Below are 21,637 nucleotides of genomic sequence, written 5' to 3' on the forward strand. Positions count from 1 at the left end.
AGATTACTTTTTGTGAAACGCTTACACAAGAGAGATATTGCTCTGTTTTTTAGAAATATTGTTTTTTGTAATGTTGAAAATAAGATAAATAAAAAATAATTCTGGCTTATAAAGCTAGGATTATTTTATTTGAGAAGCTCATTAAAAGTTAAACGGCGGCGATACTGGAGCAGATGCGTTTATTATTGAAAAGCTACCTTCAGGAGAGGGACACAGAGATACAGATCAGGGTTAAAGATAAAGGTAGTTTTATATTCTGTGTATTATTGTGTTTATTAAATCGTCAGAAATCGTTCTTCAAAAAATGTACCTTTTTATGTTTTTAGTGAGATGTTAAAAGTGAAAAGCAAGATGTCTAAAAAATACGACAAGATGTTGATTGTAGAAGTGCTTTTACGTACGTATAATGTAACAAAATAGCTTACTAAACGGGCGATTCAAGTATGCTAATAGCTTCTTCGGAGAAAGCAAAAGGTATATTAGAACGGTGGTTATCCCATACGTCTGTTCATAAAATTATAAAAGGTACATAGAACTTGCATCGTAACAATGAAAACCGCTATAAGGCTAGAGGAGGTATATACTGATGATATATCAAGCTATCCAGCAGTTAATTGATCGTGCTATTGAAGTTCAACTGATTGAAAAAGAAGATGAAATATATACAAGGAATCAAATCCTTTTCTTACTTCGTTTAGATGACTTTGTAGTGGAAGCGTCAGCGCCCGCAAAGAAAGCAATTTCGGAGTTATTGGAAGAGTTAATTGAATATGCTTGTATGCATAAAGTCATTGAGGCAGTAATGGACGAGAAGGAGGTTTTAGCAAGTGCAATTATGGATGTATTTATGTCCAAACCGTCCGTTATCAATTCTCTATTTTATGAAAAATATGAACAAAATCCGAAGGCTGCGACAAATTACTTCTATGAGTTAAGTAAAAACAGCAACTATATCCAAATGAAGCAAATTGCCAAAAATATAAATTATAAAGTAAATACGGAATATGGACCCATTGATATAACGATTAACTTATCAAAACCGGAAAAAGACCCGAAACAAATTGCTAGAGAGAGAGTATTGGAAAGTACAAATTATCCAAAATGTTTACTCTGTATGGAGAATGAAGGATATAGAGGCAGAATTGGACATCCAGCACGCTCGAATCATCGTATGATTCGTATGAATCTTACAGATGAAAGCTGGTTTCTACAGTATTCTCCATATATATACTTCAATGAACACTGTATTGTATTGTCTTCAGAACACCGTGATATGAAGATTGACCGTCAAACATTTTTACGTTTGTTAAAATTTGTAGAAAAATTCCCGCATTATTTCCTTGGTTCTAATGCAGATTTACCTATTGTAGGAGGATCTATTCTAACACATGACCATTATCAAGGTGGAAATTATGAATTTGCTATGGCAAATGCATCAAACGAATTAATTTTTGAACTCACTAACTTTCCAGAAATGCAATGTTCTATTATTAAATGGCCAATGTCAGTTATTCGCTTAAGAAGTAACGACATTGAACAAATAGTAAATGCAGGGGATTACATATTAGAGAGGTGGAAGGGATACAGTGATCCGTCTGTTCATACATTTGCATTTACGAATGATGTTCCACATAATACGATTACGCCGATTGCCCGTTACCGGAATGGTATGTACGAATTGGACCTTGTTTTGCGAAACAATCGTACAAGTGAAGAACATCCGCTAGGTATTTTCCACCCTCATGCGGAAATACAACATATTAAAAAGGAAAATATCGGACTGATTGAAGTAATGGGGTTAGCTGTACTTCCGGCGCGTTTAAAAACAGAACTTCAGGAAGTGGAAAAATTCTTACTTAACATTCCAAGTGATATTCCACCGCCTCATATACGATGGGCAGAACAATTAAAAATCAAATATGACAATCAGATACATGAACACAATGTACAGGAGATTATAAGAGAAGAAGTGGGACGGAAATTTATACAGGCGCTTGAAGATGCTGGTGTTTTTAAACGAGATGACGAAGGGATATCGGCATTTAAACGTTTTATTCAGACCTTAAATTAGGAATGGACTTAGTAGTTATAGTAATTATAAAATGACCTAATTATATGATAAGGGAGGTAATAATATGGAGGAGTGTGAGCATAAGCAACTACAGGAATTGAAACAGATAGGCGGCCCTATATTAATGATGTGTATAAAATGTAATCAAATAATTAAAGTGTCCAAAGGATCCAGTACAAAAATAAAGTGAAAAAGAATGAAGCGTATATATTTCTAGTGTGTGATGAACAAAGTTCCTTCTGATTAAAGTTGCATTTTATTAAAAGAATAGAACCATACTAAAAAACATCTCATATGAATATGAGATGTTTTTTAGTATGGTTCTGTCGCATGTAATACGACGTCTAATAAACCGGGAAATCTAGCATGTAAGTCATCTTCACGAATTGAAATGAAACGCTGTGTTCCTTCAAGGCGTGTATACATAACACCGGATTCACGTAAAACCTTGAAATGGTGAGATAAAGTTGATTTCGCAATTGGAATGTTTAACGCACCACAAGATTGTTCATGTTTCTCTAGTAGCATCGTTACAATTTGTAAACGAATTTGATCGCTAAGTGCGTATAAAACAGAAGAGAATTGAATTTCTTCTCGATTTGGATGATAGAGAGTACGCATTTTTTCACCTGCTTGTATAAGTTAATATAGTTTGCACTATAACATATAAAGTGGTATATTTCTATTGTTCGATTATAATCGAACAATAGAAATATAGGGGGAGAAAAAATGAAATATACCAAATTGCAAAAGGCAGGACTAAATATTTCAAAGTTAGGGCTAGGAACAAATGCTGTAGGGGGACATAATTTATATGCTGATGTGAATGAGGAGGAAGGAAAACGATTAATAGAAGAAGCTATCCAGCAAGGGATTACATTTTTTGATACAGCAGATTCATACGGTTTCGGTAGATCAGAGGAATTGGTAGGAGAAGTATTGAAAGGAAAACGCCACGAAGTTGTACTTGCTACAAAAGGTGGAATACAACCGTTATTAAATGGAGAGGTTTATATTAATAATGAACGAAGCTATTTAAGAAATGCTGTGGAAAATAGCTTAAGAAGATTACAAACTGATTATATTGATTTATATTATTTACATTTTACAAATCCAGAAACAAGTTACATAGATTCAATTGGTGAGCTTACTCGCCTAAAAGAAGAAGGGAAAATTCGTTCAATTGGAATATCTAACGTAAATATAGAGCAATTAAAAGAAGCGAATCAGCACAGACAAATAGATGTTGTACAATCACCGTATAATATGTTAGATCGTGCTGCTGGGGAAGAACTTTTGCCGTATTGTATAGAATCAGGTATTTCATTTATACCATATGGGCCTCTTGCTTTTGGGATACTAGGTGGAAAATATACAGAAGATTTTAAATTAAACGAAGGTGATTGGCGTCAAAGTGTAAATCTATTTGAAGAAAATACATATAAGAGTAACTTTAAAAAAGTTGAGAAGTTAAAAGGCTTAGCTAAAGAAATGAATCTTGAAGTATCGCATTTAGCTTTAGCATGGCTATTAAACAAAAAAGGAATTGATACTGTTATTCCTGGTGGGAAACGAGCGGAGCAAATAAGAGAAAGTGTAAGAGCGGTGGAAGTTTCATTGAATCAGAAGGTGATGAAAGAGATTGAATCCATTTTAGAAGATTAGTTGAGAAGAGGGGTACTTCCCTCTTTTTATATAAAAGGAGAAGGTTTAAATGAAAAGAGTACTAGCTGTATTCTTTACGATAATGTTTATGATAGGTACAGATACTTTCTTAATTTCACCACTTTTACCGACATTACAACAGGTGTATCATGTTTCAACTGAGCTGTCAGGGTGGATGGTGAGTTCATATGCTTTAGGATACGCTGGATTTGCGCTTATTGCTGGTCCTATATCAGATGGCTTAAACAGAAAAAAAGTGATGGTAATAGGAATGAGTTTTTTTGCGTTAAGTACGTTTTTATGTGGAATGGCACCGAGTTTTCTATGGATGCTAGCATTTAGATTTTTAGCAGGTGTAAGTGCAGCCTTTGTATCTCCACAAGTGTGGGCATCTATTCCGCTCCTTATAGAGAAGGAGCAAATTGTAAAGGCAATTGGAATTGCAACAGCAGGGTTAGCAATCTCTCAAATTTTAGGGTTGCCAGTTGGATCGTATTTGGCGATGATACACTATACAACACCATTCTTCGTCATTGGTATATTATCAACACTACTTGTAATTCTTATCTATGTAGTATTACCAGAAATACAACCGGTTCATATAGGTGGAAGTAAAACAAACATCTTAAAGCGCTATAAACAATTACTTACAGATTCAAAGGTTTCAATTTCTTATTTTGCATATTTTGTTTTTCAAACTGGTAATTTTGCTGCATTTTCATTTTTTGGTGTATGGCTTTCCATTCAATTTGGCTTACAAGTTCATGAAGCAGGTACAGCTATGCTTATATTAGGATTAGGGAATTTAACTGGTAATATTTTTGGCCCTAGAATCGTAAATAAAATTGGTTATAACCTTTCTTTCTATGGTGGAATTATATTTACATCAGTGCTATATGTATTACTTCCTCATGTAAAGAACATTATATTGGTGGAGTTATTGTTCTTTGTTTTGTTTTTTGTGACAGGAATTTTGTTTGTATTAATGATGAGGCACTTACAAAACATGTCTAGTGTAGCAAGAGGAACAGGAGCCGCGCTTGCTAATGCTTCTATGTATATTGGTCAAATGATTGGAGCGGCAATAGCAGGACTGCTATTTGCAGCATCTCACAATTTTATACTTATAGGTAGTTTTACTGCGTTACTATATATAGGAGCTTTATTTTTGTTTAGAAAAAGTGAAAAGCTTAATGAAGATAGTGAAACAGGAATTGCATCATAAAGCCTGTATAAATATTTCGCAAATCAGAATTAATAAGAGTGTGAATACATGAATGTGCTTTTAATTACAGTGGTTACTAAAAGTATAGAAATAGTAGAAGAAAGGTATTGTAACAAATTTATGAGGAATTCAAAAATAAAAAATCCCTACAAAGATAGGGATTTATATATCGGCATATAGTTCCTTGGAAAAGGATATATGTAGTTTAACATATAGGACTACCTATATTTGTGAAATAGATGTGAAAGTAATGTGAAAAATGCTGAAAGAAAAAACTATTTAAATAGAGGATAATTTAGATTAGGATATGGATTTTACATAAATACTGTGTTATATTTCTACTTATCTGTTAATAATTACATGTTTTAATTTTATTGGGGATAAAAGGGAGAGATTTAAATGCAATGGTATTTGAAAGCTCTAAAGAATTATGGGAATTTTAGTGGTAGAGCTACGCGAAAAGAGTACTGGACTTTTAGTTTATCGAATATCGTAATTTTTTGGTTACTGTTATTTTTATCATCATTTTCAGAGGTGTTAGTTGCTATTATTGCGTTGCTATTTATGTTAGTAATGATTATACCAAGTTTTTCGGTTGGTGCACGACGATTGCATGATATTGGGAAAACAGGATGGTGGCAACTATTAAATTTCGTACCGTTTGGTAGCGTTGTTTTACTTGTATTTTTTATCATTGAAAGTGAAGAAAATGACAATCAATACGGACCAAATCCGCATTCAGATTTAAAAGAAGCGATTTAATAAACCTATTATTAAAATGGTTTGCACGGGCTAATATTATTAAGTTGATCTCTAGGCCTATATGACTTTTGAAACTGTAAAAATGGGAAGAATAAAGACAGAGAGAATATAGCATGGCAAGAAGAAAAAATTCTAAATAAAAAGCACTGTTTTAGCTAATGTAACTAAAACAGTGCTTTTCTTTTTGATTGAACTGTTGCTGCATTTTCATCATGTATGCCTGCATCTTTAATAATTCGTTGTTTTGCTTTATTTAATAGATGGTCTACTGCTTCACCAAAATAATTAGCTTCGCTTTTTGTGCGGGCTTCTCGTAAACATTTATAGTTTTCTAGCAGTTCCTCTTTTTCAGTGTTTGTTAAGAAATCTTCTATTTTCTTTTTTGTCATACGAAACACCCTTTCTTCTGACAAACGACGCAATAGAAAATATTTATTGTTTATTATAGCAATAATTTTTAAAAAAAGTATAGACTAACGTCGTAATAATTTGTCAATTTCTTGAATCTTCTCATCAGCTTTCCCAATTTGTGTATTTTTAGCCTGCTCACCACCAAGCGCTTGGTGCAGTAAGAAAGTCTGACCGGAAATAGCAGTCACAATGGATACTTTAATAATTTCTTTTATTAAGGTGACATCGAATAAAACGAGTCCAAGAAGTGCAGCTAGACTACCAGTAAAAATATCAGTCAAAAACCCAAAGTGAAAAAAAGTTTTCAAACGGCGTGGAAGCAATAACTTACCTTGGTTATTGATTAGATGGGAAACGAAGCCAGTAATGCCACCAACGAGAACTGCAGTTAGCCATTGATACATTTCCATCGAATCCACTCCTTTTAGTGAATAAGATTCGATTCTTTTATATTGATTCCTTTTAATATTTCATAGAAGCATATTGAGAAAGTTTGTTTGGGTTTATTACGTATTCAATTTAATTATAACGGAAAAATCTGATATCTTTTAGTCTATTATATGAAGCGATTATTCCTTAATATGAATGTAGATTATCGAATAAGAAGTGTAGATGGTTATACAAAAAATATTGGGTAATTAGTAAGCATGCTGGAGCATACGAGGGCTGTAACATTACAGGAAATAAAAGATCTATCAGTTGAGCAAGTAGATTTAATTATGCCGAGTGGAGGGAATTCAATCGGAGCGTTACTAAAGCATATAGCAGCTATAGAAAAAGCCCATCAACTTATGTCATTTCAAGAGCGCGACTTTACAAAAGAAGAATTAGAAGTATGGGAAAACGCACTGTATTTAGGGGAAGCGGGGAGAACAATCCGTGATAATGACATACAGTATTATGTACAACTTCTACAAAGTGTTCGAGAAGAATCTCTGAAGTATTTGAGTGAACAAAATGATCAATGGCTTATGTCAGAAAGAAAGTGGCCTAACGGTGTAGTGTATAACCAACACTATCTGTGGTTTCATGTGCTAGAAGATGAGGTTAGTCACCGTGGACAAATTAGAATGATGAAAAATAAAATGTTTGAAAATTCCGTTAAATAAGGTAGCTTTTTAAATGAATATTCCATATAATGAGAGTAATTAAAATGAGAACGGGGTGATGTATTATGGTGAAAATAACGTATATGAATAATAAACCAAATACAAAGGTGGATGGAAAGGGCGCGACTGTATAAGTGAGCGCACGATCCTTCCGCTTAGCTTAAACTAGGGAGGATATCAATTTGAATCAAAATATTTTAGAATCATTCGGCTGGGATTCTTATTTTAAAGAACAAGCTGTAGAGAACTTTGAAGTGGGGCGTATTTTACTAGAGCATAAACATATATATCGAATTATTTGTAATGATGGTGAATATATGGCAGAGCTGTCTGGAAAGTTTCGGTATGAAGCAGTAACGAAGGGAGATTATCCAGCGGTTGGTGATTGGGTGTATATAAAGAAAATAGAGAATGAAAAGAAAGCAATTATTCATCGTATTTTTCAAAGAAGAAGCTCTTTTTCTAGACAAGAGGCTGGTAATCGAACGGAAGAACAAGTAATAGCAGCAAATGTAGATTATCTATTTTTAGTAAATGCACTTAACCATGATTTTAAAGTAAGAAGAATAGAACGTTATTTACTATTAGCGTATGAAAGTGGTGCAATGCCTGTTATTGTTTTAACAAAGAGTAGCTTATGTGAAGACGTGGAACAGAAAATTGTTGAAACGGAGGCTGTGGCAATTGGTGTTCCGATCTTCGTCGTTGATAGTTTAGAGCATACTGGTATTGAATCGTTGCAGCAATTTGTTTCTTCAGGAAAAACAATTGCTTTAGTCGGGTCATCGGGGGTTGGAAAATCCACTTTGTTAAATGCACTCATAGGACTTGAAGTAGCAAAAACGGGAGATATTCGTGAGGAAGATAGTAAAGGAAGGCATACGACAACTCATCGTGAATTGTTCCGATTACCGAGTGGTGGTTTAGTTATTGATACTCCGGGTATGAGGGAGCTACAGCTTTGGGAAGGAAGCGATGCAATTCAAACAACATTTTCTGATATTGAAGAATTAGCAAAAACGTGCCGTTTTAGGGATTGTAAACATGAAAATGAGCCAGGGTGCGCAGTGCATAATGCAATTGATAACGGAATTATTACGATAAATCGTTTGCAAAGCTATAAAAAATTACAAAGAGAACTGGCGTATTTTATGAGAAAACAAGATGCTATTCTTGCGAGAGCAGAGCGTGATAAGTGGAAAAAGATTTCTAAACAGCATAAAAAAATATGAAAAGCCAAAGGGTGGTTCCCTTTGGCTTTTTTTGCAATTGTAAATTTTATAATAATATTATTCAAATATATAGACAAAGGGAATTTAATTGTTTAAACTTTACAAAGTATTCATTGTAAGAGCTTATGAAAATAATAATTTAGGGATGGGAAATGTTTACAACTCGCTAGATTTAACTATTGAAATTGAAAAGCAGGAGGTTTGTAATGGGTAGACTATTAAATTGGTTTCGTGATATGAAAGTAGCAAAAAAACTACTAATTTCGTTTTTTGTCATTTTAATTGCGGCTGTCTCTATTATTGGAGGTATGTCTTATCAAACAGCTAAAAAGAATTTTGAATCACAAATTACGAGCAGTGCTCACGACAATATAAAAATATTAGATAATTTAATCAATCAAATGATTGAGGCGAAATTTAATGATGTAAATAATTTTGCACGGGTGATTCAAGGTAATATGTATCAAGGGGATAATCAAGATGAATTAAGAAAAATGTTATCTCAATATATCAATTTGAATAAAGATGTTGAACAAGTTTATGTTGCCGGGAATGATAAGAAATTTGTACAAGAACCAAATATACAAATGGCAGCAGACTATGATCCAACAGAACGTTCTTGGTATAAAGATGCAGTGGCAAAACAAGGTGGTATTGTCATTACTGAGCCGTATAAGGCGAAAGGAAATGGACATATTGTCGTAACGATTGCAAAACAAACAGAAGATAAAAACGGTGTTGTAGCAATAGATTTAAGTTTAGATAATTTATTAAAAACAACAAAGTTAATCAATATCGGTAAAAAAGGATATGCTTTCATTTTAGATGGAAAACAAAAAATAATTGCACATCCTCAAGAAAAATCAGGAGAAAAAGCAGCTGATTCTTGGGCCAAGAAAATTTATGAAGATAATCACGGTGCTTTTTCATATATGTATGATGGCAGCGAAAAACAAATGGTATTTGCTACAAATGTAAAAACAGGTTGGAAAATCGGTGGAACGATGTACTCAAATGAAATAATTGAAGCTGCGCAGCCTGTATTTTATAATATGTTAATTGTTATGTTCATTTCATTAGTTATAGGCGGAGCACTTATTTATTTTGTGACACTTTCTATAACGAAGCCATTAAAAAGATTAGTTGCCACTTCTAAAGAAATAAGTGAGGGAGATTTAACGCAAACAATCGAGATTCATTCTAATGATGAAATTGGCCAACTTGCAAAAGGATTCAATGAGATGACAGATGCATTGCGAACGTTAATTGGAAGAATTAATACTTCGGCTGGACATGTTGCAGCAGCATCAGAAGAACTAACGGCAAGTGTAAGACAAGCGAGTGAAGCGACTGAGCAAATTACAATGGCAATGGATGAAATATCAAGCGGAGCAACAACGCAAACAACAAGCGTAGAAAATGGTGCAATGTTATTATTTGATGTAACAGAAGGAATTCAGCATGTAGCAAAAAGTTCATCATCAATTAATACGGCTTCTGCTCATACTCGTGAAAAAGCAGAAGATGGCGGGAAACTAGTCGGAAAAACAGTAAATCAAATGCAGTCTATTGCAGAATCTGTTTCACAATCAGATGAAGTTATACAGTTGCTAAATAATAAATCAAAACAAATTGGTGACATACTAGAAGTCATTCAAAATATTGCAGATCAAACGAATCTTCTAGCTTTGAATGCGGCAATTGAAGCTGCAAGAGCAGGAGAGCACGGAAGAGGATTTGCAATTGTTGCAGATGAAGTACGTAAATTGGCGGAGAAGTCTAGTGTATCTTCTAGTGAAATTAGTAAATTAATATGTGAAATACAAGATGACATGAGTAAGACGGTAAAATCTATGGGGCATGTAAATGAAGAAGTTCAATCTGGACTTGTTATTGCGAATGAAACAAAGCAAAACTTTACTGAGATTTTACTATCTACAAATGAAATTGCAGATCAAATTAAAACGATGGTTGAAACGGCCAATGGGATGTCAAAAGGTGCAAATGAAGTGTCTATTTCAGTAGGTCAAATTGCAATGACAGCACAGAACAATGCGACGAGTACTCAAAACGTTGCAGCATCAGCAGAAGAACAATTAGCGTCCATTGAGGAGATTAGTTCGGCGGCTGGTACATTATCTCAAATGGCTGAAGAGTTACAAGGGTTAATTGAAAGATTTAAAGTTTAACAGAGGACAGACTATCTCCAAAATAGCAGTATGCTATTGGAGTAGTCTGTTTTTATTATGTAAAATGAAATGAGATTGAGAGTATCTTTATAATATTTAAAGGTATATTTTGTATGATATTTGTCGAAAAATAGAGGTATTTGTTTGCTTTGTGTATAATTATAATCGTATAAAATGCAAATAAAGGAGATTACTATGGGAGTTTATTGGGGTACCCAAAAGACATTCTTGGCTTAGTTATGTCTCATTTTGGTTAAGTATTTCATTTTTTATTGTCTTTCTAATTGAAGTGTTTATTTTAAAAACACTTTCGAATAGTTCGGTGCAAATTGTTAAATATTTTTATTTTATACTTGTACCAGTAAACATCTTTCTTAGTTTAAAGTTACTCTTTAAGAAGAATGAAAAGAAAGCATTACCTATTTTTAGTTTCATTGTATCATTATTATTTACAATTTTAATACTAGTATTAGCGTTAGTAGCTACGGGGAAATTCTTTTAAGGGGAGTGATAAAAGTCACTCTTCTTTTTTGTTATTGTAAGGAAATACTAAGCGGAGGATGGACAAAGAGTGCATTTACTTATGTTTGATATGATTGGAAAGCGTTAGAAGCATATTAAGAAATATAATGAGAGACAATTCATATAGTAATGAAGAAAATCAGTTATTTTATATGCAGTTATGGAGCAAATGAATACGGTAAGAACGGTGATATATGGTACAATACATATGGATAGTGATAGAGATAAAGGGTATATAAAATACTCATCGTTTTTTAGTAAGAGAGGGGTTATCTTATGCTATACGAGGATTTGATGACATTATTTCAAGCAGCTCCGAAAGAAGAAGGTAGAGGCGGCTGGAAATATATAATCCAGGAACGAAATGATAAATATGAAATTGTTGATGAAATATTGAAAAATCAAATGAGTGTTGAATTGTATTTTAATGAATATGATGAGGTGAAAATCACTTTATATAAAGATGGAATGCCTATTTCTACTATGCAAAGAATTGCGATTTCAAAAGTTGAATTAGACGAAGAGGAAGAAGGGATTCAATTCGTTTTAGAACGCATGCCTAGTCGGATGATTCGCTTACAATTAAAGCCATATTTAGCACTCGAAATGGGGCCGTACTGGGAAGTATGCGATGATTGTGAATGAACATAAAAGAAGCATCCAATAAAATGGATGCTTCTTTTATGTTTTTTGAAGTTGTTTAAAAGCAATAATTGGCAGTAAAATGATGCTGATCCATCCAATTATAGGATATAGAATGTGGAGTAATTCACTGTAACCAATGTAACTAAAGCAATAACTAATTAGTAAAATGAAGAAAATAATATTGTTACTTTTCCATCCGGTCATGGATTGCATTTGTTTTGTCATTCCGAACACATTACCAACTAAAGTTGTGAACACTTCACCGAAAATGATAAGAACAAAGAAAAAGTGAAAAGTTGCATTGAATTTTCTTATGACTTCAGCCATTGGGATATTATATTGATAAAATTGATCGACTGATAAGATAGCTAAATGGCTACATAATAAAATTAAAGAAAGTCCTGCACCGCCTAAAATACCGCCCCATAAAATGGCCTTTCGATCCTTTACTTCACTGGCTAACGGGACGAGAACGCTTTGGGCGAGAGAAAGATTTAAGGCGACATATGTAATAGGACTAGTAATCCACTTCATATTCCAGCTTTCTGCAGGAATAGTGTCACTAATAGGAGTTGTACCGTGAAAAAAAGTTGTAATAGCAAGTCCGATAATAAAAATCATCATAATAGGTACGACAAGTGTATTAACTTCAAAAACCCCTTGTAACCCGCGACTACCTATAATGAGACAGGCGATCAATATAATGAAAATACCAAGTTGTCTTGGTAAACGAAGTTGCTCTTCAAATACCGCCCCAGCTCCTGATAACATAACGCTCGTTACACCAAATAATACGAGTAATAATAGTGTATTTACAACATTGCCAACTACATCTCCAAATAAATATTTGTTAAATTCTTGCGCTGAAAATGCACCAATTTGTGATGAAAGTAACATCATCTTTGTGCCAAGCCAAATAAAAAAAAATCCACTTACACATATGCCAATTGTTCCATATAATCCGTTCACTGTAAAAAATTCAACAATTTCTCGTCCAGTAGCAAATCCAGCTCCAACGACTGTTCCAATATAAGTAGCAGCGACTTTCTTTGCTACTTGCCATTGTTGATTGTCCATGTTATCCCTCTTTCTACTACGATGAGCTTGATTTACTATTATGCATATGTATGAGCTTGGACAATTAGACTTATGAAGTGTTTGAAAACATACATGAATTAAAAGATATTAGGGAAGTATTAAAGGTGTTAAAACTTTGTTACATATGAGCTAAGCATTCGAAAGAATAGGAAATGTATGGTAACATGTAACTATGTTATTAAAAGATAAACATTATGAAATGATAAGAGGAGTGGATTGTATGAGTACGAAAACAAATGTTGTTGAAGTATTAAACAAGCAGGTAGCAAACTGGAATGTGTTATATGTGAAACTACATAATTATCACTGGTATGTGACAGGACCACACTTCTTTACGTTACATGAGAAATTTGAAGAGTTTTACAATGAAGCTGGAACAAATATTGATGAATTAGCAGAACGTATTTTAGCGTTGGAAGGTAAACCGCTAGCGACAATGAAAGAATATCTTGCAACATCTAGTGTGAATGAAGGGACAAGCAAGGAATCTGCAGAAGAAATGGTGCAAACATTAGTGAATGATTACTCTGCACTTATTCAAGAATTAAAAGAAGGTATGGAAGTTGCTGGCGAGGCTGGCGATGAAACATCAGCAGACATGTTGTTAGCGATTCATACAACATTAGAACAACATGTATGGATGCTAAGTGCGTTCTTAAAATAAATATAAGTATATTAAGAAAAAAGTCGTTGAAAAATTCGTTCAATGGCTTTTTTGTCATTTTTCAGTTTTCTTTTATGCTATAATATAGTAAAAAGGAGGCGATGCAATGTTTCGCTTTTTCAGAACTGGAAAAGAAGAGCGTGAAATTACGAAAGATGAATTAGAACAAGCGATGGCTAAGTTTCTAGAAACGAATGCTAATATCGTTTATACAGTATTAGTAAATGATGATTATACAGTAAATTATGATTTGTTAAAGCCGTATTTACTTGCATTTCCAACAAATAGTTTTCTTATTACGAAGGAAACGCTTGAGGTATTTGAACATACAGAAGAAAATCTAAACCTAGTTAAAGAAATTGATATCGTACAAAAAGCAGTAGATCAGTACGTAACAGAAAAAGAAATGTTTCCACTTGTTGAAGGTAGTGAAGAGCGTCTTATATGCGGGATAAAATTAGGACCATATTTGAAGCGTATATTAAAAAGAGACCTATATATTTCAGAAAAACATTATTTAGTTTCAAGTAAACCGGACAGAAAAAAACAAAAGAGTGGGTAGATGTATTGAGAACAACAATAAATATATTGTTGTCTTTTTTTGGTTTTGAAAATATTGATTTTTCTGTTTATTAAACTTTACAATAAACTTATTGGACGAAGAGAAGTAATGATTAAGTATTGTTAGCGTAAGTTATATACAGTGATTACAGAATGGTATGAAGGTTTGAGAAATAAATATTATAAAAGATTACGGGGGAATGGGTGTATGAAAAATAGTATGACTTACATTCAATTATTAAATGAAACGTTACATTGTTACGCAAATAAAGGGAGTTTTGAAGCGTACACTTATATAATGGAGCATGCTAAAGGTGTAGTGGGGAATAAAGCGCAAATATATAATTTTAAATATGCGCTAGCGAGTGCAGCGGGGCTTGAAGAAGAAGCGTTACAGATAATGAAGGAAGCTATTATAGACAATGGATTTTGGTACGGAAATGAGTATTTAATTTCGGACGATGATTTAACACCACTACATAAATTTGAAGAGTTTCATAAAATGGTTCAATTATGTAAAGAAAGAGAAGATTTAGCAAAGAAAACAGAACGAGCAGACGTGAAATATTTAGACAGCAATAAAGAAGGAAAACTATTTATTGCAATGCACGGGGATCAAGAAAATATAGAAATAATAGAACCATATTGGAAATCTGTTTTGACACAAGATTATACGTTAGCTTTACCACAATCTTCGCAAATTCAGTTTTCAGATGGATTTGTTTGGGATGATATACATAAAGGGAAAGAAGAATTAAAAGAGCATTATGTTACGTTTATAGAAAATCATACAGTAGAAAGTGTAATAATTGGTGGTTTTTCTGCTGGCGCAAGAGTAGCTTTGTATACAATTTTACAAAAAGATATAGAGGTAGATGGTTTTATTTTTGTGGCGCCGTGGCTTCCAGAGATTGAAGAATGGGATGAGTTATTGGGAGTGCTACAAGATAAAAATATAAAGGGGTATATAGTGTGTGGGGATCAAGATGAAGATTGTTTCGAATGTACGCAGCAATTTGTACAATTATTAAGAGATAAGAATATAGAACATGAGTTTAAAGTTGTACCCAATTTAAATCATGATTATCCTAAGGATTTTGATGAACTATTAAAAGAAGCTATTGAATATATAGACGAAAAAAATAATAAGTAGTAAAAAAGGGAGATGCATCATAATTGATGTATCTCCCTTTTGTCATTATAAATGAAAAGCATTTGCTAGTAAGCGATAAGAATTCAATTTATCTTCAAATCGATGAGTAATTGTGACAATCATAAATTCATCAGTATTGTACGCTTTGCTTAAGTTTACGATTTGTTCTTTCACAGAAGATGGATCACCGACGATCATACGTTGACGGTTTTCTTTTATACGGAATAAATCATAAGCGCTGTATGAATAATTTTGTGCAGTTTCGATAGAAGGAGTACCAGTTGTACGCTTTCCTTGTTCTAGTAATAAGATTGATAAATCTAAACTAGAAGCAATTTTTTCCGCCTCTTCATTCGTTTCTCCGCAAATAACAAAAATAGAGACGATTGATTTTGGTTTATCTCCTAAATAAGAAGGTTGGAACTGTTCTTGATAAGCATTCATTACTTCAGGGCCACCGTATCCGTTAATGAACTGTGCGAATGCAAAAGAAGCACCTTGTTTTGCGGCAATCATTGCACTCTCTCCGCTAGAACCAAGCATCCACATCTCGGGAGATGTTGGAATGACAGGAGTAGCCTTTAAATTTGCATAATGATGGTTTTCTGGTACTTGATCATGTAAGTACATTGCAACATCTGCAATTTGTTCTGGGTATTGATCAAGTGAGACCATTTTGCCTTCTTGAAGTGCGCGAGTTGCAATTGGCATACCACCAGGTGCTCTACCGACACCAAGATCAATACGATTTGGATAAAGCGCTTCTAAAACGCGGAAATTCTCAGCAACTTTATAAGGGCTATAGTGCGGTAACATAACACCACCTGAACCAACTCTCATACGATCCGTTTTTGCTGCAATATGAGAAATAAGTATTTCAGGGCTTGAACCAGCAAGGCTGATGGAATTATGATGCTCAGATACCCAAAAACGTGTGAATCCTAATTTTTCAACTTCTTGTGCAAGTGTAACTGTATGTGAAAAAGCTTGGGCTGCTGTACTACCATCTGAAATAGGGGATTGGTCTAACACACTTAATTTGATCATAGAATATACCTCGCAATCTTAATGTACATCCTATTATATATTTACTTACGAAAAATGCGTAATAAAATGCTCAAAATAAAAAGTGGATAAACCACCTATCCACTTTTAACGAGGAAAGCCTCGTTCATAATGATTCATTTCAACTAAATTTAATATATATTCGTAGTTATCGATCTCAAGTTTTAGTTGTTCACGCTCTTTTTTAGATAGTTGTTTACTACTAAGTTTGTTGCATAGTTGTTGTTTCTTTCCTTCTAAATACTTCTTTGTAGCGTTGTAGTCGTAAGTTTGTTTCATTTTCAACCACTCCTTCTTTGCCGTTGCTATATTATACGAAGCGTGATGAGGTGTGAAAGCTAACTCTTATGTACTTTTAGTGAATATTCCACTTGCTATGTTGTTATGTTTATAGGAATTTATGAATAAAATGTACTAAACCACTAATGCCCATTTTATGAAGTAAGGGGTGGAATTGTGCAGAAAGATATAATGTATAACACTGACATGGATGAAACGTTAAAAGTTATAAATAAAGGATTAAAGAAGACGACGAACCCGAAGCAAATTATCGTAGTAGGGGCTGGTATGGCTGGGTTGGTTTCGGCATCATTATTAAAGGCTGCAGGACATGATGTGAAGATTTTTGAAGCAAACAACCGGGTAGGTGGCCGCATAGAGACGGTTAGAATGGAAGATACCGGATTATATTTAGATGTTGGGGCAATGAGAATTCCATATTCGCACACATTAACGATGGCATATATAAGAAAATTTGGGCTACAGGTGAGCCCGTTTATTAATAGGAATGAGACTGATATCATTTTCGTAAATGGCCGGAAAACGACATTAAAACAATACGAAAAAGATCCAAATATATTAAAGTATCCTGTAGAAATGAATGAAGTCGGAAAAACGTCTGAGGAGCTATTATTGTTAGCGGTACAGCCCATTATAAATTTTATAAAAAAGAACCCAGAGAAAAACTGGGATGTTGTAGTAAAGGATTTTGGGAGGTACTCTACAGGACAATTTTTAAAGTATCATCCTTATCAATATAATACGTATTTCTCGCCAGTAACAATTGAGATGATCGGTGTTCTATTAGATTTGGAAGGTTTTTTGGAAAGGTCATTTGTTGAGACACTACGCTTTTTATACATTATGCAGGAGGAGAGTGGATTTTGTGAAATAGTAGGCGGAAATGATAGATTACCAAAGTCTTTCTTACCACAATTAGAAGAAAATATTATATATAATCAAAAATTAATGAAGCTACATCAACACGATAATGGTGTGACAGCTTTTTATCGAAACGAGGAAACTTTTGAATATAGTAGTATTACAGGGGATTTAGTTATTATTACAATTCCATTTTCGACAATGCGCTTTGTGGAAGTAGATCCATTTGATTCTATATCTCATGAAAAATGGAAAGCAATTCGTGAATTGCATTATATGCCAGCGACAAAAATAGGAATTCAATTTAAAAGTCGATTTTGGGAAGAACAAGGACAGTTAGGTGGCAGGATTATAACGGATTTACCAATTCGTTACGCCTATTATCCAAGTCACGGAATTGGAGAAAAAGGACCTGCTATGATGTTAGGCAGCTATACATGGTCTTATGATGCGTTGTTATGGGATGGGTTATCAAAAGGTGATCGTATTTATTACACACTACAAAATTTAGCGACAATATTAGGCGGTCAAGTATATGATGAGTTCATGTCTGGCATATCAAAAAGTTGGACATTGGATCCATATGCACTTGGAGGGTTTGCGCTATTTCAGGCAGGGCAAGAATCTGAGCTACAACCAACGATTATAAAACCAGAGGGGAGATTATACTTTGCAGGTGATCATACAACGTTATATCACGGATGGATACAAGGTGCAATTGAATCTGGAGTTCGTGTAGCGGTAGAGGTAAATGATTAAAATGTGTAAAATTCAGAAATTTCTTTACTGTATGGTTTGAGATGGATATTATTATATATAAAAGAATTAAAAGGAGTGTTGAAAGTGAATCCGTTATTATTCGATTTTCCTTCTGAATTTTATACTGATAGGCTATTTATTCGAATGCCGAAACCGGGTGACGGTAAAGCTGTATACGATGCAATTCAAGCTTCTATGAAAGAATTAAAACCTTGGATGGTTTTTGCACAAAAAGAGCAAACAGAGGAAGAAGTAGAAGTGAGCATTAGAAAATCGCATATTCAATTTTTGCAGCGTGAGGATTTAAGATTACTAGTTTTTTCGAAAGAAACAGGTGAATTTATTGCATCAGCTGGATTGCATCGTATTAATTGGGATATACCTCAATTTGAAATTGGGTATTGGATTGATTCAAGGTTTAGTGGAAAGGGTTATATGGTAGAGGCTGCAAAGGGTATAACGGATTATGCTTTTTCTGAGCTGAAAGCAAACCGCGTAGAAATTCGATGTGATTCTTTAAATAAGAAGAGTAGAGCGATACCTGAGAAATTAGGATTTAAGTTAGAAGGTACATTGGAAAGTGCGAGTATAGCGGTAGATGGAAAGGGATTAAGGGATATGTGTGTATTTGCCATGACTAGAAATACATATGAAAAAGAAGAGCTGTAAAGAAACAGCTCTTCTTTTTGTGTATTATGGTACAGGATGTCCATTAGAGCTTTCGAAAATTGTAAACCATTGTTGACGATCTAAATTAACTTTTGTAGCAAGAGCGGCTGTTTTAACACGATCTAGTTTACCAGATCCAACGATTGGCATCATGTTAGCTGGATGAGCAAGCAGCCATGCATACATAACTGTATCGATGCTAGTAACATCTAGTTCAGTGGCAACCTTTTGTAACGTTTCACGTACACGTACGGCACGTTCTGATTGACCAGTAAAGATTTCTCCGCCAGCAAGAGGCGACCAAATCATAGGATTGATTCGCTTTTCTTGGCATAAATCAATTGTCCCTTTTTCGAAATGTTCAAGCTGCATCGCAGATACTTCAATTTGATTTGTAATGAGCGGGAAATCTAAATAAGAACTTAACATATTAAACTGTGAAGGTAAAAAGTTAGATACACCGAAGTGACGGACTTTTCCTTCTTGCTTTAAGCGTGAGAACGCTTCTGCTACTTCATTTGGATCCATAAATGGATCAGGGCGATGAATGAGCAGTACATCAATATAATCTGTATGTAAGTTTTGTAATGAGTCTTCCGCGCTTTTTATTATATGTTCAGCACTCGTATTGTAGTGCGCAACATATCGCTCTGGAAATTTTGCTGATGGGGGAGCGATTCCACATTTTGTGATAATTTGCATGTCTTCGCGTATGGAAGGCTTGAGTTGTAACGCTTCTCCAAATAATCCTTCACACGTATAGCCGCCATAAATATCAGCATGATCGAAAGTAGTAATTCCCATATCCATACAAGCTTCCATAAAAGAAAGCAACTCATGCTTTGTCATATTCCATTCTGCTAAACGCCAAAAACCTTGAATAATACGAGAAAATTCTAGTGTTTCGGCCATTTGAACTCGTTCCATTATAAGTACCTCCTTGATGAATGAATCATTTTTTGAAAAGGCTTTCTTGCTACATATTATTATATAGTTACAGTATCGTACATACAATAAATATGTTTTGCTACAAAAACGATTTTCTCTATATGCTATAATGTAAAAACATATAGCTATAAGGAGATGTACGAAATGATTCCAGTAACAATATTAACTGGTTTTCTTGGATCAGGGAAAACGACATTATTAAATCGCATTTTATCAGAAAATCACGGTCATAAATTAGCAGTGATTGTAAATGAAATAGGGCAAATTGGTATTGATAATCAGCTGATTATGAATGTCGAAGAAGAGATTATGGAGATGACGAATGGATGTTTATGTTGTACTGTACGTGAAGATTTACTAGTCGCTTTAAAACAATTACTGGACGTAAAAGCAGAAGGTAAAATGGAATTTGATGGATTAGTAATTGAAACGACTGGTCTTGCAAATCCAGGTCCGATTATTCAAACATTCTTTTTAGATCCTGTGATTCAATCTGCATACCAAATTAACGGCGTTGTAACAGTAGTAGATAGTTATCATATACATAAACATTTTGAAAAAGGACTAGAAGCAAAGGAACAAATTGCATTTGCTGATGTCGTTTTAGTAAATAAATTAGATTTAGTGGATGAAAGTGAAAAGGAAAATCTATTGCAGGAACTGCAAGGTATTAACCCTACTGCAAAGTTAATCGAGGCGACTAACTGTGATGTAGATATTCCATCGTTACTACAAATTCAAACGTTTAAAACGAAAGATACGTTACAAATTTATCCTCATAAAGAGCATAATCATCTAGAAGGCGTAAAGTCGTTTGTACTACGCGAAGAGCGACCGTTAGATTTACAAAAACTAAATGAGTGGATGTCAGCTGTCGTTCAAGAGCTAGGGGAGTATTTATATCGCTACAAAGGAATTTTATCGATTGATGGAGTAGATAAACGTATCGTTTTCCAAGGTGTGCATACACTGTTTGCTGCATCATATGATAGAGAGTGGCAAGAGGGCGAAGAACGAGTAAGTGAAGTTGTGTTTATCGGAAAAGATATTAATAAAGAATGGTTCCAAGAACATTTCGGGGAGTGTGTGAAATAAGTCTGCATATAGTGCAGGCTTATTTTTTTGTCTTAACTAAGTATTTTGTAGAAAAATGCTTAGTTAAGACAAAAAACGAAGGATAATAAAAAGCCTGTTTTCACAGGCTTGTATGTTCATCTAATAGTAACTCCATTACAACACCTACAACTGGACCTTCGTCATCAATATCACCATTTAAACGGAAACCAAATGACTCGTATAATCCCATTGCGAGTTTGTTGTCTGGATGTAAACTTAAATAAATTATTTTACATTTAAATTTATCTTGTAAGAATTGAATGAGTATGCGAAGGAAACGTTTTGCATATCCTTTTCCTTGATATTGCTCGTCAATCATAAAGCGATCTAACCACACACTTTTACGTTTTTCCCAATACCATCCATACATTGCGTACCCTACAAGTGTTTCTCCATCATATAAACCTACTGACGTTCCGTTTCCCTCATATAATGATTCTGCTAGAGAAAACGCATTGCTTTCAATAAATTGCTGCTGGTCTTTTGCGACGTTTAAAGCAGCTACCGAACGCCAATTTTTTGCTGTTACTTCACAAATGTGAAGAGTCATAATTCCAACTCACCTTCTAAATTAATATAGCTTAAAAGCTAATATGGATAATTTTACTTGTT

22 protein-coding genes and 2 pseudogenes are annotated in these 21,637 nt (G+C 34.0%); 16 read left to right on the forward strand and 8 right to left on the reverse strand.

Annotated elements, in window-relative coordinates:
- The first annotated feature begins 586 nt into the window (after positions 1-586).
- Positions 587-2,071: a UDP-glucose--hexose-1-phosphate uridylyltransferase gene (gene galT / locus QCI41_RS00095; RefSeq protein WP_353838781.1), complete on the forward strand. Its 1,485-nt coding sequence runs from the start codon at positions 587-589 to the stop codon at positions 2,069-2,071.
- Between the two features lie 312 nt (positions 2,072-2,383).
- Here galT and QCI41_RS00100 read toward each other — a convergent pair whose 3' ends face one another.
- Positions 2,384-2,692: an ArsR/SmtB family transcription factor gene (locus QCI41_RS00100; protein WP_001259913.1), complete on the reverse strand. Its 309-nt coding sequence runs from the start codon at positions 2,690-2,692 to the stop codon at positions 2,384-2,386.
- 108 nt (positions 2,693-2,800) lie between these two features.
- Here QCI41_RS00100 and QCI41_RS00105 point away from each other — a divergent pair, with 108 nt between their 5' ends.
- The 4 genes and pseudogenes from QCI41_RS00105 (at position 2,801) to QCI41_RS00120 (ending at position 5,723) form a co-directional block, all read left to right on the forward strand.
- Positions 2,801-3,736: an aldo/keto reductase gene (locus QCI41_RS00105; RefSeq protein WP_353838779.1), complete on the forward strand. Its 936-nt coding sequence runs from the start codon at positions 2,801-2,803 to the stop codon at positions 3,734-3,736.
- Positions 3,737-3,785: 49 nt separating this feature from the next.
- The gene (locus tag QCI41_RS00110; protein ID WP_353838776.1) at positions 3,786-4,961 is read left to right on the forward strand and encodes an MFS transporter; all 1,176 of its coding nucleotides are present in this window, start codon (positions 3,786-3,788) and stop codon (positions 4,959-4,961) included.
- Between the two features lie 48 nt (positions 4,962-5,009).
- Positions 5,010-5,217 (forward strand): annotated as a pseudogene (locus QCI41_RS00115) (hypothetical protein).
- A 143-nt stretch (positions 5,218-5,360) separates the two neighbouring features.
- Positions 5,361-5,723: a DUF805 domain-containing protein gene (locus tag QCI41_RS00120; RefSeq protein WP_001198797.1), complete on the forward strand. Its 363-nt coding sequence runs from the start codon at positions 5,361-5,363 to the stop codon at positions 5,721-5,723.
- A 164-nt stretch (positions 5,724-5,887) separates the two neighbouring features.
- On the opposite strand, the gene QCI41_RS00125 is transcribed toward QCI41_RS00120, so the two are convergent.
- Positions 5,888-6,112 carry a hypothetical protein gene (locus QCI41_RS00125; RefSeq protein ID WP_000162604.1) on the reverse strand — a complete coding sequence of 75 codons (225 nt, stop codon included), beginning with the start codon at positions 6,110-6,112 and terminating at the stop codon, positions 5,888-5,890.
- An 84-nt stretch (positions 6,113-6,196) separates the two neighbouring features.
- Positions 6,197-6,544 (reverse strand): DUF4257 domain-containing protein, encoded by a 348-nt coding sequence (locus QCI41_RS00130; protein ID WP_000426320.1) that lies wholly within the window; start codon positions 6,542-6,544, stop codon positions 6,197-6,199.
- A gap of 237 nt (positions 6,545-6,781) precedes the next feature.
- Here QCI41_RS00130 and QCI41_RS00135 point away from each other — a divergent pair, with 237 nt between their 5' ends.
- From QCI41_RS00135 to QCI41_RS00155, 5 genes and pseudogenes are all read left to right on the forward strand, one after another.
- Positions 6,782-7,243, forward strand: a complete 462-nt coding sequence (locus QCI41_RS00135) for a DinB family protein (RefSeq protein ID WP_353838773.1) — start codon at positions 6,782-6,784, stop codon at positions 7,241-7,243.
- 182 nt (positions 7,244-7,425) lie between these two features.
- Positions 7,426-8,475: a ribosome small subunit-dependent GTPase A gene (gene rsgA, locus QCI41_RS00140; RefSeq protein WP_353838772.1), complete on the forward strand. Its 1,050-nt coding sequence runs from the start codon at positions 7,426-7,428 to the stop codon at positions 8,473-8,475.
- 206 nt (positions 8,476-8,681) lie between these two features.
- Positions 8,682-10,664: a HAMP domain-containing methyl-accepting chemotaxis protein gene (locus tag QCI41_RS00145; RefSeq protein ID WP_353838771.1), complete on the forward strand. Its 1,983-nt coding sequence runs from the start codon at positions 8,682-8,684 to the stop codon at positions 10,662-10,664.
- A gap of 195 nt (positions 10,665-10,859) precedes the next feature.
- Positions 10,860-11,166: pseudogene (locus QCI41_RS00150) on the forward strand (hypothetical protein).
- A 296-nt stretch (positions 11,167-11,462) separates the two neighbouring features.
- Positions 11,463-11,831: a DUF3979 family protein gene (locus QCI41_RS00155; RefSeq protein ID WP_060490079.1), complete on the forward strand. Its 369-nt coding sequence runs from the start codon at positions 11,463-11,465 to the stop codon at positions 11,829-11,831.
- A gap of 36 nt (positions 11,832-11,867) precedes the next feature.
- Here the strand turns inward: QCI41_RS00155 and QCI41_RS00160 are convergent, their stop codons facing one another.
- Positions 11,868-12,908 (reverse strand): YkvI family membrane protein, encoded by a 1,041-nt coding sequence (locus tag QCI41_RS00160; RefSeq protein ID WP_060490080.1) that lies wholly within the window; start codon positions 12,906-12,908, stop codon positions 11,868-11,870.
- Positions 12,909-13,149: 241 nt separating this feature from the next.
- Between QCI41_RS00160 and QCI41_RS00165 the strand changes: the two genes are divergently transcribed.
- The 3 genes from QCI41_RS00165 to QCI41_RS00175 all read left to right on the forward strand — a co-directional run bounded on the left by QCI41_RS00165 (position 13,150) and on the right by QCI41_RS00175 (position 15,307).
- Positions 13,150-13,593, forward strand: a complete 444-nt coding sequence (locus QCI41_RS00165; RefSeq protein WP_000105194.1) for a Dps family protein — start codon at positions 13,150-13,152, stop codon at positions 13,591-13,593.
- Positions 13,594-13,699: 106 nt separating this feature from the next.
- Positions 13,700-14,155 (forward strand): DUF3939 domain-containing protein, encoded by a 456-nt coding sequence (locus QCI41_RS00170; protein ID WP_000488201.1) that lies wholly within the window; start codon positions 13,700-13,702, stop codon positions 14,153-14,155.
- Between the two features lie 207 nt (positions 14,156-14,362).
- The gene (locus QCI41_RS00175) at positions 14,363-15,307 is read left to right on the forward strand and encodes an alpha/beta hydrolase (RefSeq protein WP_353838770.1); all 945 of its coding nucleotides are present in this window, start codon (positions 14,363-14,365) and stop codon (positions 15,305-15,307) included.
- A gap of 45 nt (positions 15,308-15,352) precedes the next feature.
- On the opposite strand, the gene QCI41_RS00180 is transcribed toward QCI41_RS00175, so the two are convergent.
- Positions 15,353-16,354: an LLM class flavin-dependent oxidoreductase gene (locus tag QCI41_RS00180; RefSeq protein WP_000594033.1), complete on the reverse strand. Its 1,002-nt coding sequence runs from the start codon at positions 16,352-16,354 to the stop codon at positions 15,353-15,355.
- A 105-nt stretch (positions 16,355-16,459) separates the two neighbouring features.
- Positions 16,460-16,651: a DUF3896 family protein gene (locus QCI41_RS00185; RefSeq protein ID WP_000815502.1), complete on the reverse strand. Its 192-nt coding sequence runs from the start codon at positions 16,649-16,651 to the stop codon at positions 16,460-16,462.
- Between the two features lie 177 nt (positions 16,652-16,828).
- On the opposite strand from QCI41_RS00185, the gene QCI41_RS00190 reads away from it, so the two are divergent.
- Both QCI41_RS00190 and QCI41_RS00195 read left to right on the forward strand, forming a co-directional pair.
- A complete protein-coding gene (locus QCI41_RS00190) occupies positions 16,829-18,292 on the forward strand; it encodes a flavin monoamine oxidase family protein (RefSeq protein WP_353838769.1) in 1,464 nt (487 codons plus the stop codon).
- Between the two features lie 84 nt (positions 18,293-18,376).
- Complete coding sequence (locus QCI41_RS00195) at positions 18,377-18,961, forward strand: GNAT family N-acetyltransferase (RefSeq protein WP_353838768.1); 585 nt, start codon at positions 18,377-18,379, stop codon at positions 18,959-18,961.
- Positions 18,962-18,985: 24 nt separating this feature from the next.
- Here QCI41_RS00195 and QCI41_RS00200 read toward each other — a convergent pair whose 3' ends face one another.
- Positions 18,986-19,888, reverse strand: a complete 903-nt coding sequence (locus QCI41_RS00200; protein ID WP_353838767.1) for an aldo/keto reductase — start codon at positions 19,886-19,888, stop codon at positions 18,986-18,988.
- A 165-nt stretch (positions 19,889-20,053) separates the two neighbouring features.
- Here QCI41_RS00200 and QCI41_RS00205 point away from each other — a divergent pair, with 165 nt between their 5' ends.
- Complete coding sequence (locus QCI41_RS00205; RefSeq protein ID WP_000613417.1) at positions 20,054-21,004, forward strand: CobW family GTP-binding protein; 951 nt, start codon at positions 20,054-20,056, stop codon at positions 21,002-21,004.
- Positions 21,005-21,104: 100 nt separating this feature from the next.
- Here QCI41_RS00205 and QCI41_RS00210 read toward each other — a convergent pair whose 3' ends face one another.
- Positions 21,105-21,575 (reverse strand): GNAT family N-acetyltransferase, encoded by a 471-nt coding sequence (locus tag QCI41_RS00210; protein WP_353838766.1) that lies wholly within the window; start codon positions 21,573-21,575, stop codon positions 21,105-21,107.
- Positions 21,576-21,637 lie beyond the last annotated feature (62 nt).

Source organism: Bacillus cereus group sp. MG4, assembly GCF_040460055.1.
GTDB lineage: Bacteria > Bacillota > Bacilli > Bacillales > Bacillaceae_G > Bacillus_A > Bacillus_A wiedmannii.